The sequence below is a fragment of the Streptomyces sp. genome, from assembly GCF_031181555.1.
Taxonomy (GTDB): Bacteria; Actinomycetota; Actinomycetes; order Streptomycetales; family Streptomycetaceae; genus Streptomyces; species Streptomyces fimbriatus.
On the sequence record NZ_JAPSKQ010000069.1, the window covers coordinates 12,156 to 31,340 of the forward strand.

Consider the following 19,185-nt stretch of genomic DNA (forward strand, 5'->3'; position numbering starts at 1 on the left):
CGGCGGCGGAGAACGCGTCACCCGTCCCCCTGCCGTCGCTCCACGCGACCACCACCCAGGTCGCCTCCGGGCTGAGACGGCCCACCGCCCTCGCCGCCCCCGACGACGGCACGGACCGGCTGTTCATCACCGAGAAGTCCGGCACCGTCCGCGTCTACCACCCGGACACCGGCCTGGCCCGGACCCCGCTGATCGACATCACCCCGGCCGTGGACGAGTCGGGCAACGAGCGCGGCCTGCTCGGCATCGCCCTCCCGCCCGACTTCGCCGACAGCCGGACCCTGTACCTGGCGTACACGGCGCTGCCCGACGGCGCGGTCACGCTCGCCCGTTACCGGCTCGACGAGTCCCGCCTGGAGGTCCTGCTCTCCCAGGAGCACGCCGAGTACAGCAACCACAACGGCGGCCAGCTCGCGTTCGGCCCCGACGGCCACCTGTACTGGAGCATCGGCGACGGCGGCGGCTCGGCGGACCCCTTCCGCGCCGGGCAGCGGCTGGACACCCTGCTGGGCAAGATCCTGCGCATCGACGTGAGCCGCTCCTGCGCCCCGCTCGCCTACTGCGTCCCCGGCGACAACCCCTTCGCCGGCACCCCCGGCGCCCGCGGGGAGATCTGGCTGTACGGACTGCGCAACCCGTGGCGGTTCTCCTTCGACGGCGCCGACGGCTCGATGTGGATCGGCGACGTCGGCCAGGGCCGCTGGGAGGAGATCGACCACCTCGCCCCCGGGCGGGGCGGGCTGAACCTCGGCTGGTCCTGCTACGAGGGGCTGGAGAAGTTCGACGGCGGCGGCCACTGCGTGCCCGGCGAGACGCACACCGAGCCGGTCTTCACGTACTCCCCCTACACCGGCGGCTGCTCGGTCATCGGCGGGCACGTCTACCGGGGCCGGGAGTACGCCGACCTGGCCGGCGGCACGTACATCGCCACCGACTACTGCTCGTCCACCGTCTGGGCGCTGCGCCCCGACGGCCGGGGCGGCTACGAGCAGGCCGAGATCGGGGAGATGCCCACCCAGGTGACGTCGATCGGCACGACCGCGGACGGAGAGTTCTACGTGGTGAACGACCTGCCCGGCGGCCTGCACCGCGTGTCGTTCGCGCGGGAGGAGCCCACCTGCCGGGTGGACCGCACCGTGCGGGCCTGGGGGACCGGCACGACCGTCGACCTCACCGTCACCAACACCGGCGGCACCCCGGTGAACGGCTGGACGCTGGAGTTCCCGCTGGCCCTCGGGCAGACCGTCGTCTCCGACTGGAACACGGACCTGACCCAGGGAAGCAACGTGATCACGGCGGCCGACGCCTCGCACAACGGCACGATCGCCCCGGGCGCGAGCATCACCCTCGGCTACCTGGCGAGCCACACCGGCGACGCGTCGCCGCCACCGCGGTTCACGCTCAACGGGGACGCGTGCGCCGTCGGCCGCTGAGCGGCGCCGGCGCACCGGTCCGGGAGCGCACCGGCCCGTGAACACACCGGCCCGTGGGCCGGGAACGCGGGCCGGGACGCTCCCGTCGGGGCCGGGGCCGCCTCCGTCAGGCGTCCCCCCGCCCGAACAGCGGCGCGAGCAGCAGCTGGGCCGCGCCCTCCGCGACCCCGCGCGTCCCGCCGGGCGCGATCCGCACCGGTACGGCGGCGTCGCGCCCGCCCTCGCGCCGGGCGCGGGCGTCGAGGACGGCGCCGACCCCGTGGACGAACGCCTCGGGCGCGGCGCCGACGGTACGGCCGCCGAGCAGGACCAGGTCGATGTCGAGCAGGCCGACGAGGTTGGCGGCGCCCGCGCCCAGCACCCGGGCCGCCTCGGCGAGGTCGTCGCGGGCGACGGCGGCCAGGCACAGGGCCTCGACGCAGCCGCGGGCGCCGCAGGTGCACGGCGGCCCGTCCAGCTGGATGACCTGGTGCCCGAACTCGCCGGCGCCGGTCCGGGCGCCCCGGTGCACGCTTCCGCCGATCACGAGGCCCGCGCCGAGTCCCGTACCGAGGTGCAGATAGGCGAAGGAGCCGCTCTCGCCGCCGACCGCGAGGCCGAGCGCCGCCGCGTTGGTGTCCTTGTCCACGACGACCGGCACGCCGAGCCGCCGCGCCAGCGCGTCCCGCAGCGGGAAGCCGTCCCACTCGGGGAAGCCGGTGACCCGGTGCAGGACCCCCCGGGCGTGGTCGAGCGGGCCGGGGAGGGCGACGCCGAGACCGAGGAGGGTGGGGTCGGCGGCGAGGCCCGCCGGCCCCCCGGGCGACCGCGGCGCCTCCGTCGCCGGCCCCCCGGAGGGCCGCAGTGCCTCCGCCACCAGTCCTTCCGCCGCCCGTGTCACCCCCGCCAGCACGGCCTCCGCGCCCGCCCCCAGGTCCAGCGGGGACCGCCGCTCCCCCACCACGGCGCCCCTGAGGTCGACCAGCACCGCCCGCAGCTCGTCGCGGTCCAGGTGCACGCCGACCGCGTGCCCCGCCTCCGGGACCAGCCGCAGGACCGTGCGCGGCTTGCCGCCCGTGGACGCGCGGCGCCCGGCCTCGGCGGCGAGGCCGTCCTCCCGGAGCCGGGCGGTGATCTTGCTGACCGCCTGCGGGGTGAGGCCGGTCCGCTCGGCGAGTTCGAGCCGGCTGATGCCCTCCGCGCCGGCCGTGCGCAGCAGGTCGAGCACCAGGGCGGTGTTGTGGCTGCGCAGGGCGAGCAGATTGGCGCCGCCCGTCGCGCCCCGGATGCCGCCGCCCGGGGTGACCGCCCCGCCGTTCGTCCTGTTCACGCCGCCCATTGTCCTCGGCGCTTGCACTTTGGCAACACCGTTGCGAAAGTAGTGCCATGACTGGTACTCCCCCCGGCGCCCCCCTGCGCGTCGGCCTCGTCGGCTACGGCCTCGCGGGCTCCGTGTTCCACGCCCCGCTGATCGCCGCGACCGGGGGCCTCGCGCTCGACACGGTGGTCACCTCGAACCCCGAGCGGCAGCAGCAGGCCCGCACCGAGTTCCCGGACGTCCGCGTCGCCGCGACCCCGGACGAGCTGTTCGGCCGCGCCGACGAGCTCGACCTGATCGTCATCGCGTCGCCGAACAGGACGCACGTCCCGCTCGCCACCGCCGCCCTGAAGGCCGGTCTGCCGGTCGTCGTGGACAAGCCCGTCGCGGGCACGGCGGCCGAGGCGCGCGGGCTGGCGGCGCTCGCCGAGGAGCGCGGCCTGCTCCTGTCCGTCTTCCAGAACCGCCGCTGGGACAACGACTTCCTCACCCTGCGCAAGCTGATCGACGAGGGCGGACTCGGCGACGTGTACCGCTTCGAGTCCCGTTTCGAGCGCTGGCGTCCGCAGCTCAAGGGAGGCTGGCGGGAGTCGGGCGACCCCGCAGAGATCGGAGGTCTGCTCTACGACCTCGGCAGCCACGTCGTCGACCAGGCACTCGTCCTGTTCGGCCCGGTGACCGCCGTCTACGCCGAGACGGACATCCGCCGCGCGGGCGCGCAGACCGACGACGACACCTTCCTCGCGCTCACGCACGCCGGCGGCGTCCGCTCCCACCTCTACGTCTCCGCGACCACGGCCCAGCTCGGCCCGCGGTTCCGCGTCCTGGGCTCGAAGGCCGGCTACGTCAAGTACGGCCTCGACCCGCAGGAGGCCGCCCTGCGCGACGGCCGGCGTCCCGGCGCGACGGGCGCCGACTGGGGCACGGAGCCCGAGGAGCTGTGGGGCCGCGTCGGGTCCGGGGAGTCCCCGGTGACCGGCGGCGGACGCCCCGAGCCGACCCTGCCGGGCGACTACCCCGCCTACTACGCGGCCGTGGCGAAGGCCCTGCGCGGGGACGGCCCCAACCCGGTGACCGCGCTGGAGGCCGCCGCCGCCCTGGACGTGCTGGAGGCGGCCCGTCGTTCGGCCCTGGAGAAGGTGACGGTGACACTGTGACGACCGGACAGTCCCGCGAGCCGGAACTCACCCCGACCGTGGAGGAGCTGGAGGCGCAGGAACGCCGCCTGGTCTTCCGGCGCTTCACCCACGACGACGCCTGGGCGCTGGGCTCGCTGCTGGTCGAGATGGCCCGGGAGCGGCAGGCCCCGGTCGCCGTCGACATCCACCGCGCGGGCCAGCAGCTCTTCCACGCGGCGCTGCCCGGCTCGGCGCCCGACAACGACGCCTGGATCGCCCGCAAGCGCCGGGTCGTGGAGCGCTACGGCTGCGCGTCCTACCTGGTGGGCGCCCGCCACCGGGCCAAGGGCACCACGTTCGAGGAGTCCTCGCGCCTCGACCCGGACACGTACGCGGCGCACGGCGGTTCCTTCCCGATCACCGTCGAGGGCGTGGGCGTGATCGGCGCGGTGACGGTCTCCGGCCTCCCCCAGCTCCAGGACCACCGCTTCGTGGTGGAGGCCCTGGAACGGTTCCTGGCCGACCGCTAGGGCCGTCCCCCGTTCGGCCGCACCGGGGGATTACCGGCGCCCTCCGCGCGGTTGGTGCCTGCCGTAGGCGTGATCAGCCACGGCAGGCACCCCGTCACGGAAGGGCCGGACACCCATGAGCGACACCGCGGACATCCCGAAGCAGAGCATCGGCCGGTACGGCATCTGGAGCGTCGGACTGCGTGCGGAGGATCCCTCCCGGCGCGGCGAACTGGCCGAGGCGGCCGCCGAGTTGGAGGAACTGGGCTTCGGCGCGGCCTGGCTGGGCGGCAACAGCGCCGTCCGCCACGCGGTGCCGCTCGTCGAGGCGACCTCGACGCTCACCGTCGGCACCAGCATCCAGAGCATCTGGCAGTACGGGGCCGGGGACGCCGCCGCGGGCTTCGCCGAGCTGGAGGCGGCCCACCCCGGCCGTTTCCTGCTCGGCCTCGGCGTCAGCCACGCCAAGCTCGCCGACCGGTACCGCCGCCCCTACGCGTCCCTCGTCGCCTACCTCGACGCGCTGGACGAGGCCGGGGTCCCGGCCGGCCGCCGGGTCGTCGCCGCCCTCGGCCCGAGGACCCTGGAGCTGTCCCGCGACCGGGCGCTCGGCACGATCCCGTACCTGGTCACCCCGGAGCACACCGCGCGGGCCCGGGGCATCCTCGGCGAGGCCCCGCTGCTGGCCCCCGAGTTGAAGGTCGTCCTCGAACCGGACCCGGCCCGGGCCCGCGCGCTCGCCCGCGCGAGCCTGGCCCCGTACCTCGGGCTGCCCAACTACACGAACAACTTCCTCCGCCTGGGCTTCACCGAGGACGACCTGGCCGACGGCGGCAGCGACCGCCTGGTCGACGCGGTGTTCGCGTGGGGCGAGGAGAGCAGGATCCGCGACCGCATCGACACCTTCCTCTCGGCGGGCGCGGACCACGTGGCCCTCCAGATCGTCGACGACCGGTCCCGGGACGCCCTGCCCCGGGACGCCTGGCGCCGGCTCGCTTCCCTGCTCGCCTGAGCACAAGAGGGGACGGGGGACCCGTGCGGCCGACCACACCGAACCCGCGGCTCCCCCGCCCCTTGCTCCCGGCCCGCTTCTCTCCTGACGCGAGTCGACCGACCCCAGGGGCGCGGGGAACTGCGCGACCAGCCACACCGAACCCGCGGCCGACAACACACCGCAGCCCCCACCCCGTAGTCGCCCGGCTCCCCCGGCGGAGCGCCTACGCGTCCTTGAGCTCCTGCCGCTGCCGCCCGAGGCCCTCGATCTCCAGCTCCACCACGTCCCCGGCGCGCAGGAACGGCTTCGGCTCCGGCTGCCCCAGCGCCACCCCCGCCGGCGTACCGGTGTTGATGACGTCCCCCGGGTACAGCGTCATGAACCGGCTGACGTAGCGCACGACTTCGCCCACCGGGAAGATCTGGTCGGCGGTGGTGCCGTCCTGCTTGAGCTCCCCGTTGACCCACAGCCGCAGGGACAGGTCCTGCGGGTCGGCGACCTCGTCGGCGGTCACCAGCCACGGCCCGAGCGGGTTGAAGGTCTCGCAGTTCTTGCCCTTGTCCCAGGTGCCGCCCCGCTCGATCTGGAACTCCCGCTCGGAGACGTCGTGCGCGACGGCGTACCCGGCGACGTGCGCGAGCCCTTCCTCCGCCGACTCCAGGTACCGCGCCGTACGCCCGATGACGACGGCCAGCTCGACCTCCCAGTCGGTCTTGACCGACCCGCGCGGCACCAGCACCGTGTCGTTCGGGCCGACGACCGTGTCCGCCGCCTTGAAGAAGATCACCGGCTCGGCGGGCGGCTCGGCGCCCGTCTCGCGCGCGTGGTCGTGGTAGTTGAGCCCGATGCAGACGATCTTGCCGATCCGTGCCAGCGGCGGCCCGATCCGCAGCCCCGCCTCGTCCAGCGCGAGCAGCTCACCGGCGTCGGCGGCGGCCCGGATCCGGCCGAGGGCCGCCTCGTCGGCGAGCAGCGCCCCGTCGATGTCCGCGACGAGACCCGAGAGGTCCCGCAGGGTCCCGTCGGCGTCGAGCAGCGCGGGCCGCTCCTGTCCCGCCGTACCGACTCGCAGCAGCTTCATGATCACGTCTCCCTCGATCGCGGGCCCGCCGATGCACACGGCCCGGGTGCGGCGAGCACGCACAGCCATCGGAGGACTGGTCGATCCTCCAAGGCGAACGTCCACTCCGCAATACCCCGTTCACGTACTGGACCGGGCCGCACCGCACGCGCGGCCCGGCGCCGTCACCGGTACAGGACGGCCCGCTCCACCACGCTCCACGTCGTACTGGTGACCATGTACAGCGCGGCGGCCAGCGGCACCACGGCCACGGTGATCAGCGTCAGGAAGGACATGAAGGGCATCACCCTGGTCACCGCGGCCATCCCCGGCACCTGCTCCCCGCCGTCGCCCCCGGCCGCCGCCGGCGCCGCGTTCGCGGCCATCGTCCGCTTCGTCAGCCGGTAGCCGAAGACGGCGACGAGCGCGACGAGCGCGAACAGCCCGGCGTAGACGAGCCCCGGCCCGCCGAGCGGACCGCCCTCGCCCAGCGCGTCGGCCCACCGCCCGCCCAGCGGCGCGGCGAACAGCTCGTGCCCGAGCAGTTCGTTGGGACGGCCGCCGATCGTCTCGCTGGAGAACAGGTGGTACAGCAGGAAGAACGCCGGCAGCTGGAACAGGCTCGGCAGGCACCCGGACAGCGGCGACACCTTCTCCCGGGCGTGCAGTTCCAGTACGGCCTCCTGGAGCCTCTCGGGGTTCCTGCCGTACCTGCGGCGCAGCTCGGCGATCTTCGGCTGGAGTTCGGCCCGGGCCCGCTGACCGCGCGCGGCGGCCCGGGACAGGGGGTGGACGAGGAGGCGTACGAACGCGGTGAACAGGACGATCGCGGCGGCCGCCGCAAAGGCGCCGAACAGCGGCTGGAGCAGGTCGGCCAGGTGCTCGACCAGGCTGGCGAAGACGGACATGGGTGAGCCCTCCGGGGGTCTCGTCGTGCGGCCAGGGCCCCGGCGTGACGGGGCGGGAACGGGAATGGCGGCATGACGACCCGCGCGGGGTCACGCGTCGTGCGGTGGAACCACGGGTGCCCTACGCGGCGGTCGCCGGAAGGGCGTGGCCGGGGGCCCGGGGCCGGGTGCGCCCCTTGGCGTCGGGGTCGCGTTGCGGCAGGAAGGCGGTACGCCGGTCGCGGTCGCGTATGGCCGTGCGCACCCGGGCGGGCGGCACGACGGGTGCGCAGCGCGCGGCGACGAGCGCGCAGGTGGCGAGCGCGGCACCGGCCGCGGCGGTCGCGGCGAGCGCGACGCCGGCGGTGAGGCCGCCGGCGTCCGACAGGAGGAACAGGGCGACCTGGAGCAGCGGCAGGAGCACGACAAGGGCAGGACGCACGGTCGTCGCCCGGCTGCGGATCACTCGCCGCTCCCCCCTTCGCCCCTCGACCGCCCCATCGACCGGTCCGTCGACCGGCACACCGACCATCGAACCACGTCGCCGGCCGCCCCGCCGCCCCTCCCCCCGGAACCATCGGGTCCGGTCCGAGTCCGGGCCCCGGCACCCTCCCAACGTCCGGAACCGGCCCGACGGTTCCGGGACGGGCGGGAGAACCGCCGTACGCACCGGAGGGCACCCTCCGGCCCGCCGCGGTCCCCCCTCTGTCACCGGACGGCAGTACGGTGTCCCCCATGCGCCCCGACACGCCTGCCGAAAACGTCGACCACATCTCCGAAGCGGCACGCCTGGAGCGGACCGCCGAGCTGTATCCCGAGGACGCCGAGGCCCTGCTGCTGCGCGCCGCCGCCCACCGGGAACTCTCCGGCGACCGCCCCGCCGCGACCGCCCTCTACGACCGCCTGCTGGCCTCCGGCACCGGGCTGGACAACCCCTTCCTGGTCCGCGCCCTGAAGGCCTCGAACCTCTGGGAGTACGGCCACGAGGCGGAGGCCCGCGCGATCATCGACGGCATCCGCACGGCGGCCCCGCGCGACCCGGCCCCCTGGGTGATCGTCGCGGAGGCCCTGGAGGCCCACGACGAGCTGGAGCAGGCGCACGAGGCGTTCACGCAGGCGGCGCACCTGCTCCTGACCGGTGTGACCGAGCCCCCGCGCGCCACCCACCCCCTCCTCTTCGGCCGCCACCGCGTCCGCAGGATGCTGGGTGCGGCCCACGACGAGTGGGACGCCCTGGCCGACTCCGTCCACACCCTCCCGATCACCCTGGACGAGCTCCACGACCCCAAGCGCGTGTGGTCCCTGGGCTCGGAGAACCCGGCGGAGCTGGAGGCGGAGATCACGCGGCTGCGGGCGGAACTGGGCGCGTACCGGGAGGCCCTGTCCCGTCCCTTCCCGGTGGCGATCCTCCGCTGGCCGGCGGACGAACTGGCGGAACTGACGGAGGCGTACCCGTCGCTGACGGAGGAGTACCCGACCTACGAGGAGCACCTCGCGGCCATAGAGACGGCCCTGCGGGAGCTGTCGGCGTCGGGCACGCCGAACCTGGGCGTCGTCACGGGCACGGTCCCCTCGTACGAGGCCTTCGCGGCGTCGGAGGGGGCGGCGCCCGGGGACGCGACGCTGCTGCCGCAGTACGCGACGACGCTGGCGGCCCGGGGCCGGGCGGTCGCCTGGCCGCCGGAGCGCGGGGCGGAGTGCTGGTGCGGATCGGGCCGCACGTACGGGGAGTGCCACGGGGACGCGTGACGGAGCCCGCCCGACGGAGCCGCGTGACGGGGACGCGTGACGGGGACGCGGACCCGCGTCAGCGGGAGGGTTCGATTCCCCAGGCGGCGGCCCGGGCGGCGGCGGCCGCGCGGTTGGGGAGGTCGAGCTTGGCGAGGATGTGCTCGATGTGGGTCCCCACGGTGCGCGGCGTGATGTACAGCCGCTCGGCGATCTCCCGGTTGGTGCGGCCGGTGGTCAGTTCGGCCAGCACCTGGAGCTCCCGGGGCGAGAGCCCGCCGGGCCGCCGCGTGTCCGGGTGCCGCGCGTCGGGGCCGGCCGCGGCGTCCTCCTCGGGCGGCCGGCCCGTACGGGGGTCGACGGCCGCGGCGAGGGCCTCGGTGAGCAGGGTGACCACGGCGCGCGCCGGACCGGGCGTGCGCCGCGGCCGGCGGGTGCTGACGTTCAGCATGCCGACGTACCGGCCGTCGGCGGCGAACAGGCACTGGGCCACGCCGCCCTCGATGCCGAGGGGACGCAGCACCTCCTGGAAGCCCGGGGACGACGCCAGGAGCCGCCGGGGGACGTCCTTGAGCCAGAGACCGCCCCGGGCCGGGCCGCGGAGCACGGGGAACACCGGGTCGTGGTGGAGGCGGGTCTCGATGTAGGCCGTGGCGTCGTCCGGGTAGCTCCCGGCCAGGGTGACGTGGCACCGCCGCAGCGGATCCCACCGGGCCAGGGAGGCGTGGTCGTACTCCATCACCTCCGACAGCGCCGTCAGGACCGCGTCGACGCCGGTCGCGCCGGTCGTGGCGCTCCTGGCGGCCTCACGGACGTGGACGGCCGCGTCCAGGATCTCCGCCGTGCTCCGCTGCGCTGCCATCCCCCAAGGATGATCACGTGCCCGGAATACGTCAATCGCGAAGGGTGTCGTGCACGACCCGCCCGTCCACGACGGTGAGGACGACGGGCATCTCCGGGATGTCGTGGGGGTCGGCGGCGAGCAGGTCCCCGTCGAGCACGCAGAGGTCGGCGACCTTGCCCGGCTCCAGGGAGCCCTTCCAGTCGTCGGCGAAGTCCTGCCAGGCCGCGTCGATCGTGTACGTACGGATCGCCTCGGCCAGGCCGATGCGCTGCTCGGGACCGCTGACCCGGCCGGCCGCCTTCGACTCGCGCAGCACCATGGTGGCGACGCCCTGGCGCCAGTCCGGGTGCGTGACGGGGGCGTCGGACCCGCTCGCGACCCGCACGCCGGCGTCGAGGGCGTCGCGGTAGGGCCACGCGTACGCGGCCCGTTCGGCGCCGACGAACTCCTCCTCCATGTCGGCGACGGTCCACTTGATGGTGGGGTTCATGTTGACGCCGAAGCCGTGCGCGGCCAGCACCTTCATGCTGCGCGCGGTGAGGAAGTCGCCGTGGATGAGGTAGTGGCGGGCGTCGGGCCGCGGGTGCTCGGCCACGGCCGCGGCGAAGGCGTCCGCGACGGTGTCGGCGGCCCGGTCGCCGGTGACGTGGACGCCCAGCTGGTGCCCGGCGGCGTGGGCGTGCCGGATCATGGCGCCGATCTCGGCGATCCGCTCGGCGTCGGTCTCGCCGCCGACGCACAGGGAGCCGCAGCCGCCGCCGACGTACGGCTCGTGCATCCAGGCCGTCTTGTTGGGGACGATGCCGTCCGCGAAGATCTTGACCCCGTGGATCGCGAGGCGGCGCGGATCGGCGTCGCCGGCGACGCCCGACGCGTCGAGGGCGGTCAGGGTGCGGCTGAACTCCTCGGCGGTGCTCGCCATCCCGGTGGGCAGGAGCAGGACGCCGACGCGGGCGGTCAGTTCGCCGTCGGCCAGCAGCCGGCGGTAGACGTCGAGGGTCTCGGAGCCGAGCGCGCCCCGCATGATGCCGTCGCCGCCGGGACCGAGCCCGGGCTCGGTGTAGCTGGTCACGCCGAGCCGGGCGAGCGTGGCGAGGGTCGACCTGATCGCGTCGGTCCGCTCCTGCCGGCCGAGCGGCGGCAGCGCGTTCTGGACGAGGGCCTGGGCCCCCTCGTGGAGCAGCCCGGTCGGCTCCCCGGTCTCGTCCACGACGACGGCCCCGCCGGGCGGCGCGACGGTGTGCCGGTCGATCCCGATGAGCTCCAGCGCCCTGGAGTTGACCCAGGTGGCGTGCCCGGAGAAGGAGTACAGGACGACGGGGTGGTCCGGGCTGACGGCGTCGAGGTCGCGCCGCGAGGGCTGCCGCGACGGATCGGCGAGGCACTCGTCGAGGTACCCGGTGTCCCAGCCGTGCCCCGTGATCCACCGCCCGCCCGGAGTCCGCCCGACGGCCTCCCGCACCGCCTCGGCCACGTCCGCGAGGGAGGACACGGCGGGATGGCCGAGGTCGAGGGAGAGCGGCGGCGACGCCATGCCGAAGGCGCACCCGTGCAGATGGGAATCGTTGATGCCGGGAAGCAGCGTCGCCCCCCGCAGGTCGACGACGCGGGTGCCGGGTCCGACGAGCGGCGCGACGTCGTCCCGCCCGCCGACGGCACTGATGATCCCACCGGTCACCGCCAGGGCCGAGGCGACGGAGAACCCCGCATCGACGGTGACCACCCGCCCGCCGAGAAACACCAGATCCGCGTACGTGTCCCCATGCGTGTCCACAGAAGGTCCTTTCGAAAACCGGGCGCACCACGGCCACCCGCGAACGATCTCCCGAGGACTATGACCGCGCCCCCCTCCCCCGCACATCGGTCATCCCACCGATGTGCGCCCTCGATACGCGCCCTCCCGCACCACGGCGAGGGAAGCGGGCGCCGTGCCCGTGGTGCCCGGCCTTCACCCGAGGGCTTCGTCCTCGGCCGGCGGACCGGCCGGTTCGGGATGCTCCACCGCGTACCGGTCACCGTGGGTCGTCAGCATCGCCCAGTGCCAGGCCTCGTCGTGGAGGACGAGGCCGCGGCAGGCGTGGTCGGCCGGCTCGTACGGGTGGCACTCCAGGGCTTCCTCCCGGGCCTCCGCCGGTGCCAGGCCGCCGTAGTGCCGCATCACCCACGCGAAGGCACGCCGCTCGGACCGCGGACACTCGAGGTACTCCGCCTCGCTCCACGTTCATGACGGAAACCCCAGGAGCCCCGTCCGAGAAAAGCCGTCCGCGTCTTCCGTCTTCGGCCACGGCAACGCGGGTCCGCCGGTCGACGCGCGACGGAAGCGTCCCCGGGCCCTCCCGTCCCCCACCCGCGAGCACCCCGGATACAACCTTCACGGCCCGTCGCTGGTCGGAGACGCTGCGACGAGGCAGGGGCCGTCGCACGACCGGGCCGGGAATGGCATACGATGCGCGCGCCCCCCATAAAGATCAAATAAGAGGATGTACACGTCATGGCGATCCGCGCCCCGCACCGTTCACTTCGCGGCATACCTGCCGTTGCCGCCCTGCTCGCGATCGGCGCGGTGGGATGCTCGGACGTCTCCGACGCCGTCGACAGCGCCAAGGACGGCGCGAAGAAGGTGGCCCGCCAGCGCTCGGTGTTCTCGCTGGACCTCGGCGACTGCTACAACCCGAACGGCAAGGCCGAGGGGGAGGCGTACGCCGTCGAGATCGTGCCCTGCGACGAGGCGCACGAGGGCCAGGTCGTCGGCGAGTTCGCGATCGACGAGGGCAAGGAGTACCCCGGCGACGACGAGGTCGCGGCGATCGCGGACGAGCGCTGCCCAATCGAGGCGCAGAAGTACGCCCCGGACACCTGGGCGCTCCCCCAGGGCGTCAGCCTCTTCTACTACACCCCGACCAAGGAGAGCTGGGCGACGGGTGACCGCGCGGTGAGCTGCACCTACACCGCGGAGAAGAGCACGTTCAAGGGCTCGCTGGGCACCGCGAAGTCCCTCGGGCCCGAGCAGATCACGTACCTCGAGGGTTCGAACGCGGTCTACGAGGCCCTGTGGGCGAACCAGCCCGAGAAGGACACCGTCGAGGACGACCTGGCCGGCTACAAGGCGCAGGCCAAGGCCGTCGCGTCCGCCCTCGACGCACACGTCGAGGGCCTGGACGGCATCGAGGGCACCGAGGTCGGCAAGCTCCGCGCGACGCTGACGAAGGCGGCCGGCAACTGGAAGAAGGCCGCGAACGCCGCCGACGCCGACGCGTTCTACACCGCCTACGACCCGGCGTTCACCGGCATCGACCCGAACGAGTCGGTCGCCGCCCGCAAGGAGCTGGGCCTGGCCACCACCGTCCCGGCCGACGAGGCCGAGGTCTGGGCGGGCTGACGCCCCGTCGGGTCGGCGGGGCCGTGTCCGCCGAGGACCCGGCCCCCTGGCCCTGACCCGAGGTGCGGACCGGCCGGCGGGGTGACGTAAGTCGGTGGAGGGCCCGCGGCCCGCCCTGTTACGGTCCCGGGGCCGGCCGCGGGACTCCGGTGCGACTTCCGGAACCTGCCTCTGAAGCAACGATTCGCAGCTCGCGCCCCCATTCCCCGGCCGGCGTCCACACCCGGGGGGAAGAACCGCATGGATGCGTACGGGGACCTCGTCGCGGCCGACGACGTCCTGCTCTTCGTCAACGCGGCGATCACGTCGACCGGCCAGCGCGAGTTCCACGGCGACGCGGACGAGCAGCGGCTCTCCCTGGACTTCCTCCACGCGTACATGCTGGGGAACTACCGCGACCTGTACGCCGGCTTCGGCCACCTGCTCCGCCAGGACGTCCTGGGCGGGTACCGCGGCCGGGGGCGGGCCCCGTCCCGGTGAACACGGCCCGGCCGGCCCGACCCGTGGAGACCGAGAGCGTCCTCCACGCGACCGCAGCGGCTGGGCGACGGGGGAACTCCGTCGATTGCGTGCTCCAGTGATCCGAGGAGCCTCGCGCTTCGTCTGGGCGGGGAACGCCCCGGAACCGACGCGTGACGGCTGTCGTCCCCACGGACAACTGACGTCGGCTCCGGGGGGAGGCCACGTGGACCAGCCGTGGCTCACGATCGTGCTCATGACGGCCGCAGGTGCGGTGGCCCTGGGCGTCAAGGTCCTGCGCCTCGCCCGGCGCCAGCGCCGAGCCCTGGGCCGCCTCGGCGTCCGGGGCGTGCGCACCCGGGGAGAGGTGGCGCGCGGCGCCCGCCGCGAGGGGGCCACGATCCATCCTCCTCAGGTCCGCTACAAGGCCCCGCCCGTCGACCGCCCCGACACTCCCGCCACCCAGACCTACCGCCGGGCTCCCCTCAACCACGAGTCCCACCCCCTGCACCGGGGCGTCCCGGCCGTCCTGCGCTACGACCCCAGGGACCCGCGCCGGGTGGTGGTCGTCCACACCAAGGACGGCCGCCCGGGGAACGTCTCGTACTCGGCGACGGCGAACACGGCCTGGGGGATCTTCTTCGTGATCTTCGGGGTGGCGATGGGGGTGGGGGCGTTCTTGTGAGGGATCCGGATCAACGCCGACAAGAACCAGACCTCTGCCCGCTTCTCACCTTGCCGAGAAGCGGGTGGCCTCAGCGCGCCCTTAGGGCACCTCACCAGGGGCTTTTTGCTCCCAGTACCTCCGGTGGTAGCGAAGGTACTCCGGGTGGACCCGGTGGCCGTCCTTCACGGTGAGTTTCGGCAAGAGCCTCGCACCCGACAGATCCGCACGCACGATGACGGACCAGTCCTCATCAACTGCGACCGCACCGATGTCGAGCCGCACATGGCAGTTAGGGCAGAGGCACAGGATGTTGGGCTCGACGTCGGGGCCGTGGTGAGGCTTCCCCAGAGGCCGTATGTGGGCACCCTCGCTGTACGACTTGCCGTCCGGCCCGACCAGCCGGAGGCCACACAGCTGACACTCCCCCTCGTAGAGCTGCTTGATCCGTTTCGCGGCAGCCGTATCCCGGATCAAGCGGCGCACCCGCATGGTGCGCGATCGCGGGAACTTCTCCACGTCCTGATGCTCGCCAGGCTGCTCTTCGCCCGCTTGCTGTTCGTCATCTTGCCGGTCTTGTTCATCGTCGAGTTCTTCCAGCACCTCGATGACACGGCGCTCGAGCGGGGTCTGCATCTGCTTAAGTTCCGGCAGACGCCGCAGATCGAACTGACAAATGTGAATCGGTGACCCATCGGGGGCCGGGCGCTTGGAAATGGCCGTGCGAACGTCCGTGATCTCGTACAGACCGTCATACCGGTAGGAGTCGGACGGCGAGTACCGCGGGTCCCCCTCGTACCCTCGGATCACGCGGATGGGATGCCCCCGTTCATAGCTGAGCCGGAGTGCAGCGTTGTCCACGTACGACCACGATTGGCTGCGTAGCAACCTGCCAGTGGAATCCTTGTCCTTGCCCTCCGAAGCCCCCGTGTACCGGATCCACTCCCAGTGGTCTTCGTCGTCCTCGTAGCCACCGTGCAGGACGATCGCGTCTCCGACCTTGCTGCCGTCCTGGTCCTCGAGCCAGGAGATGCCCTTCTGGTTCGTTTGGTGCAACTTCGCCCGCTGCACGTCTCGTCGCCGATGGAAGACCTCGCCTACAGGCACACCTTCTACATGTCCGATGACTCGTTCGATCCCCATCCGCCCATACTTGAGCGAGAGTGATCAACTTTGTCAATTCTCTTTTGGATCAAGCTGTGTTGAGACCACAGGGCTCGCCCCATCGACTACCTCAGCCCGGCTTGTCAGAGCTCTCTGTTACACATGAGCCCCGTTGCCCCGAGCGTTCGAAGGAGCCCGCGTGTCCGAGCTGGAGGATCTGCCTCACCCCGCCCCGGGCCTGTACGAGCAACTGATCACGCTCCGCTTCGAGCAAAAGCTGAAAGAGCTCTCTCAGCTCGGCTGGCACCCGGTGAGCGACGCAGTGGGGCCCGAATCGGTCCCCCATGTGCTTGCGCGACATGTCTCTCACACAGTGCATCGCGTTCTGCGCAACCTGCCCGCTGAGGATCGCGTGCACGCGGCCAACCACATCTTGGAATCCATCAGCACGCTTGACGGAGCGCAAGAGTGGGTGGACCTTGTCGCAGACGGCCCTCAGCAACTCCTAGCGATCACGCGGCAGGAAGCACCTGGAGTCTTCGCCGTACGCCCCGGCATCCCTCTGTCAGACACCGCGCTCCTCACCAACTCTCCCGAGGACCCAAGCCTCGGATTTGAACTGCGCGCAGAGCTCGCGACGGCCGACCGCGTGGATCTCCTGTGCGCCTTCGTCAAGTGGCACGGGCTACGGGTTATCGAACGGTCCTTGCGAGCAGCCCATGAGCGGGGTGTGCCCCTACGGGTCCTGACCACCACGTACATCGGAGCCACCGAGCGGCGAGCCTTGGACCGCTTGGTCGAAGACTTCGGTGCCGAGGTCAAAGTCAACTACGAAACGCGGTCGACCCGTCTTCACGCCAAGGCGTGGTTGTTCCGGCGGAACAGTGGTTACGACACGGCATACGTCGGCAGCTCGAACCTGTCAAAGGCTGCATTGCTTGACGGTCTGGAGTGGAACGTGCGCTTGTCCTCCGTGGCCACGCCCGATGTGATGCGGAAGTTTGAGGCGACCTTCGAGTCGTACTGGAACGATCTGTCCTTCGAGAAGTACGAGCCCCACACCGACGGCACCCGTCTCCAGCAGGCGCTGGCAGTGGCCGGGGGCGCACCGTCAGCAGACAGAACCATCACGCTGTCCGGCCTTGAGGTACGGCCTTATCCGTACCAGCGCGACATGCTCGAGCGGCTTGACGTCGAACGTGAACTACATGATCGGCACCGCAACCTCTTGGTAGCGGCAACAGGCACGGGCAAGACGGTCATGGCCGCGCTGGACTACAAGCACCTCCGCCAGAGGCATGGCCGCGATCTACGTCTCCTCTTCGTCGCTCACCGCAAAGAGATCTTGCAGCAGTCCATGCGGACCTATCAGGACATCCTGCTTGATGCGAACTTCGGCGAGCACCTACACAGTGGGGAGATCCCGGAACGCTGGACGCATGTCTTCGCAAGCGTCCAGTCACTCAACGCAAGGGCGCTCGACCGTCTCGCCCCCGACCACTTCGACGTCATCGTGATCGACGAGTTCCATCACGGAACCTCGCCGACGTACCGGAAGATCATTGACCACTTCCAGCCTCTGGAGCTACTTGGTCTGACCGCCACACCCGAACGCATGGATGGCAAGAACATCCAGGACGAGTTCTTCGACGGCCGTATCGCCGCCGAGATGCGGCTGTGGGAAGCACTGGACAACAAGCTCTTGTGCCCCTTCCACTACTTCGGCATCAGCGACAACACCGACCTGAGTGCCGTGGAGTGGAAGCGCGGAGCCTACGACGTGAGCTCGCTCAGCAACGTCCTGACAGGCAACAAGGTCCGTGCTGGCCTCGTTGTGAAGGCCGTTGAGGAAAAGGTGGCTGACCCCAGCCATATGCGGGCGTTGGGATTCTGCGTCTCCGTCGCTCATGCGCACTTCATGGCGGAGACCTTCCGTTCCGCTGGTTTCAACGCTGTCGCCGTGTCCGGGGAGACGCCGGCTGATCAGCGACGGCAGGCACTCGCGGACCTGAGGTCCGGGGAACTACAGGTGATCTTCTCGGTCGACCTCTTCAACGAAGGAGTCGATGTCCCCGATGTCGACACCCTACTCCTCCTCCGTCCCACCTCGAGCGCGACCGTGTTCCTCCAGCAACTCGGCCGCGGCCTGCGGCGCTCTGATAACAAGGCCGTGCTGACCATCCTTGACTTCATCGGCCAGCACCGCAAGGAGTTCCGTTTCGAGAACCAGTTCCGCGCCCTGACGAACCTGACACGCAAGCGGCTGCTGAACCACATCGAGCATGACTTTCCGCAACTCCCCTCAGGCTGCGAGATCATGCTGGAGGAAAAGGCAAAGCACACCATCATCGCCAATATCAAGGACCAACTCAGCGTCAACGTGACCACGTTGGCACGCGAAGTGGCCGACTACAGAGAGTCTTACCTCAGCCGCTACCTGGAGGAAAGCGGACGGGAAATCAAGGAACTGTACCGGGGGAACGGGAACTCATGGACCGGGCTGCTCCGCCGCGCCGGCTTGATGGACCGCGAGGCACCCGAGGGCGAGGCCGCGCTCCTCAAGCGTGTCCCTGCCTTCCTCCATGTCGATGACCCGCTGCGCGTAGCCGCGTACACGCGCATGTTGGAAGACGACGCCCCTGCCTACAGCGACCTTGATGAGCAGGGGAAGGCATACGCACGCATGCTCTTCTTCCAGCTATGGCCGCTGGGTGGTGTCACGAGGAAGGGCTTCACAAGCTACGACGCTGGGTTTGCCGCTCTCCGAAAGCAACACGCTGTCCGGAGTGAATTGCGCCAAGTACTGGCGTACAACCTCGCACATACCGAGCACGTCCCCATCCCTCTCCTCGGTGTGACCGGCGACCGAGGTATCCCGCTGACCGTGCACGCCTCCTACAGCCGCGAAGAGATCCTTCCTGCCCTCGATCAGGCCGACCTCGAGGGCTTCATGCCAGGTGACTTCCGCGAAGGGGTGAAGTGGTGCGCGTCCGTTAAGACCGACGCACTACTCATCACTCTCGAGAAGGATGAGAAGGACTTCTCCCCGCAGACTCGCTACCGCGACTTCGCGCTGAGTGAGACACGGTTCCACTGGGAGTCCCAGAACCAGACCTCGGAGGCATCCGCGACGGGACTGAGATATCAGCATCACGTCGCCCAGGGCAGCCAGGTGTTGCTGTTTGTCCGTCGCTACAAGACAACCGACATAGGCGGTGCTCAGCCATGGATGCTGCTGGGCCCTGCGGAATACGAGAAGCATGAAGGCAATAGGCCGATGGCTATCACCTGGAAGATGAAGCATCCGATCCCGGCGGATGTGTTGTCGTACGCCAAGGCGGTAGCTGCGGGCTGAACTTCATCGAGAGGCACGGGCCGCATCCAATTCGGCCTCGAAGTGTGTTTGAGCGCGGTCGAGGATCTCGTCAGTGTCATGGCCGTGAACCTGTAGCCAATGCAGGAGGTCGGCGATGACAGCGATGGCGGTTGCCTCGGCCGCCATGGCACCTAGTCGGCTTCGCCGGGGCGTGATGAACTCGCTCTCTCCGTAGGAGTTGAGCACCTTCGCTGCTCTCGCTACACGTGCGCCGCTCGCATGTCCCTCGGACACACCTGGTACGACGGCGAGCTCGCACCACGTAACCTTGCTGTCGCCATGCAGTTCGATGCCCCAGCGATCTACAAGGGCATCAACTAGCGCCATGCCTCG

Annotated in this window: 17 protein-coding genes and 1 pseudogene; 9 read left to right on the plus strand and 9 right to left on the minus strand. The window is 71.4% G+C overall.

Annotated elements, in window-relative coordinates; genetic code table 11:
* A partial coding sequence (locus RIM90_RS16225) for a PQQ-dependent sugar dehydrogenase (RefSeq protein WP_309061416.1) occupies positions 1-1,433 on the plus strand: 1,433 nt, incomplete at its 5' end.
* Between the two features lie 106 nt (positions 1,434-1,539).
* Here RIM90_RS16225 and RIM90_RS16230 read toward each other — a convergent pair.
* On the minus strand, positions 1,540-2,751 hold the full coding sequence (locus RIM90_RS16230; protein WP_309061417.1) for an ROK family transcriptional regulator: 1,212 nt from the start codon (positions 2,749-2,751) through the stop codon (positions 1,540-1,542).
* Positions 2,752-2,798: 47 nt separating this feature from the next.
* On the opposite strand from RIM90_RS16230, the gene RIM90_RS16235 reads away from it, so the two are divergent.
* The 3 genes from RIM90_RS16235 (at position 2,799) to RIM90_RS16245 (ending at position 5,369) form a co-directional block, all read left to right on the plus strand.
* Positions 2,799-3,887: a Gfo/Idh/MocA family oxidoreductase gene (locus RIM90_RS16235; protein WP_309061418.1), complete on the plus strand. Its 1,089-nt coding sequence runs from the start codon at positions 2,799-2,801 to the stop codon at positions 3,885-3,887.
* Positions 3,884-4,378 (plus strand): heme-degrading domain-containing protein, encoded by a 495-nt coding sequence (locus tag RIM90_RS16240; RefSeq protein ID WP_309061419.1) that lies wholly within the window; start codon positions 3,884-3,886, stop codon positions 4,376-4,378. The genes RIM90_RS16235 and RIM90_RS16240 overlap by 4 nt, the downstream gene beginning before the upstream one ends.
* 115 nt (positions 4,379-4,493) lie before the next feature.
* Positions 4,494-5,369 carry an LLM class F420-dependent oxidoreductase gene (locus RIM90_RS16245; protein ID WP_309061420.1) on the plus strand — a complete coding sequence of 292 codons (876 nt, stop codon included), beginning with the start codon at positions 4,494-4,496 and terminating at the stop codon, positions 5,367-5,369.
* A 205-nt stretch (positions 5,370-5,574) separates the two neighbouring features.
* On the opposite strand, the gene RIM90_RS16250 is transcribed toward RIM90_RS16245, so the two are convergent.
* The 3 genes from RIM90_RS16250 to RIM90_RS16260 form a co-directional block, all read right to left on the minus strand.
* Entirely contained in the window at positions 5,575-6,432 is an 858-nt protein-coding gene (locus tag RIM90_RS16250; protein WP_309061421.1) for a fumarylacetoacetate hydrolase family protein, read from the minus strand.
* A gap of 164 nt (positions 6,433-6,596) precedes the next feature.
* The gene (locus tag RIM90_RS16255) at positions 6,597-7,319 is read right to left on the minus strand and encodes a membrane protein insertase YidC (protein WP_309061422.1); all 723 of its coding nucleotides are present in this window, start codon (positions 7,317-7,319) and stop codon (positions 6,597-6,599) included.
* 121 nt (positions 7,320-7,440) lie between these two features.
* Complete coding sequence (locus RIM90_RS16260) at positions 7,441-7,764, minus strand: DUF6412 domain-containing protein (protein ID WP_309061423.1); 324 nt, start codon at positions 7,762-7,764, stop codon at positions 7,441-7,443.
* Positions 7,765-8,033: 269 nt separating this feature from the next.
* Between RIM90_RS16260 and RIM90_RS16265 the strand changes: the two genes are divergently transcribed.
* On the plus strand, positions 8,034-9,047 hold the full coding sequence (locus tag RIM90_RS16265; protein WP_309061424.1) for an SEC-C domain-containing protein: 1,014 nt from the start codon (positions 8,034-8,036) through the stop codon (positions 9,045-9,047).
* Positions 9,048-9,105: 58 nt separating this feature from the next.
* Here RIM90_RS16265 and RIM90_RS16270 read toward each other — a convergent pair whose 3' ends face one another.
* From RIM90_RS16270 to RIM90_RS16280, 3 genes are all read right to left on the minus strand, one after another.
* On the minus strand, positions 9,106-9,888 hold the full coding sequence (locus RIM90_RS16270; RefSeq protein WP_309061425.1) for a LuxR C-terminal-related transcriptional regulator: 783 nt from the start codon (positions 9,886-9,888) through the stop codon (positions 9,106-9,108).
* 31 nt (positions 9,889-9,919) lie between these two features.
* Entirely contained in the window at positions 9,920-11,644 is a 1,725-nt protein-coding gene (locus RIM90_RS16275) for an amidohydrolase (RefSeq protein ID WP_309061426.1), read from the minus strand.
* Positions 11,645-11,818: 174 nt separating this feature from the next.
* On the minus strand, positions 11,819-12,031 hold the full coding sequence (locus tag RIM90_RS16280; RefSeq protein ID WP_309061427.1) for a hypothetical protein: 213 nt from the start codon (positions 12,029-12,031) through the stop codon (positions 11,819-11,821).
* 330 nt (positions 12,032-12,361) lie between these two features.
* Between RIM90_RS16280 and RIM90_RS16285 the strand changes: the two genes are divergently transcribed.
* The 3 genes from RIM90_RS16285 (at position 12,362) to RIM90_RS16295 (ending at position 14,393) form a co-directional block, all read left to right on the plus strand.
* Positions 12,362-13,249 carry a septum formation family protein gene (locus tag RIM90_RS16285; protein ID WP_309061428.1) on the plus strand — a complete coding sequence of 296 codons (888 nt, stop codon included), beginning with the start codon at positions 12,362-12,364 and terminating at the stop codon, positions 13,247-13,249.
* Positions 13,250-13,489: 240 nt separating this feature from the next.
* Positions 13,490-13,729 carry a hypothetical protein gene (locus RIM90_RS16290; protein ID WP_375165456.1) on the plus strand — a complete coding sequence of 80 codons (240 nt, stop codon included), beginning with the start codon at positions 13,490-13,492 and terminating at the stop codon, positions 13,727-13,729.
* 235 nt (positions 13,730-13,964) lie between these two features.
* The gene (locus RIM90_RS16295; protein ID WP_309061429.1) at positions 13,965-14,393 is read left to right on the plus strand and encodes a DUF3592 domain-containing protein; all 429 of its coding nucleotides are present in this window, start codon (positions 13,965-13,967) and stop codon (positions 14,391-14,393) included.
* Between the two features lie 81 nt (positions 14,394-14,474).
* Here the strand turns inward: RIM90_RS16295 and RIM90_RS16300 are convergent, their stop codons facing one another.
* Positions 14,475-15,515, minus strand: coding sequence for a YDG/SRA domain-containing protein (locus RIM90_RS16300; protein WP_309061430.1), 1,041 nt, complete (start codon positions 15,513-15,515; stop codon positions 14,475-14,477).
* A gap of 160 nt (positions 15,516-15,675) precedes the next feature.
* Here RIM90_RS16300 and RIM90_RS16305 point away from each other — a divergent pair, with 160 nt between their 5' ends.
* A complete protein-coding gene (locus tag RIM90_RS16305; RefSeq protein ID WP_309061431.1) occupies positions 15,676-18,831 on the plus strand; it encodes a DUF3427 domain-containing protein in 3,156 nt (1,051 codons plus the stop codon).
* 3 nt (positions 18,832-18,834) lie between these two features.
* Here RIM90_RS16305 and RIM90_RS16310 read toward each other — a convergent pair.
* Positions 18,835-19,185: pseudogene (locus RIM90_RS16310) on the minus strand (ATP-binding protein); the annotation flags it as partial.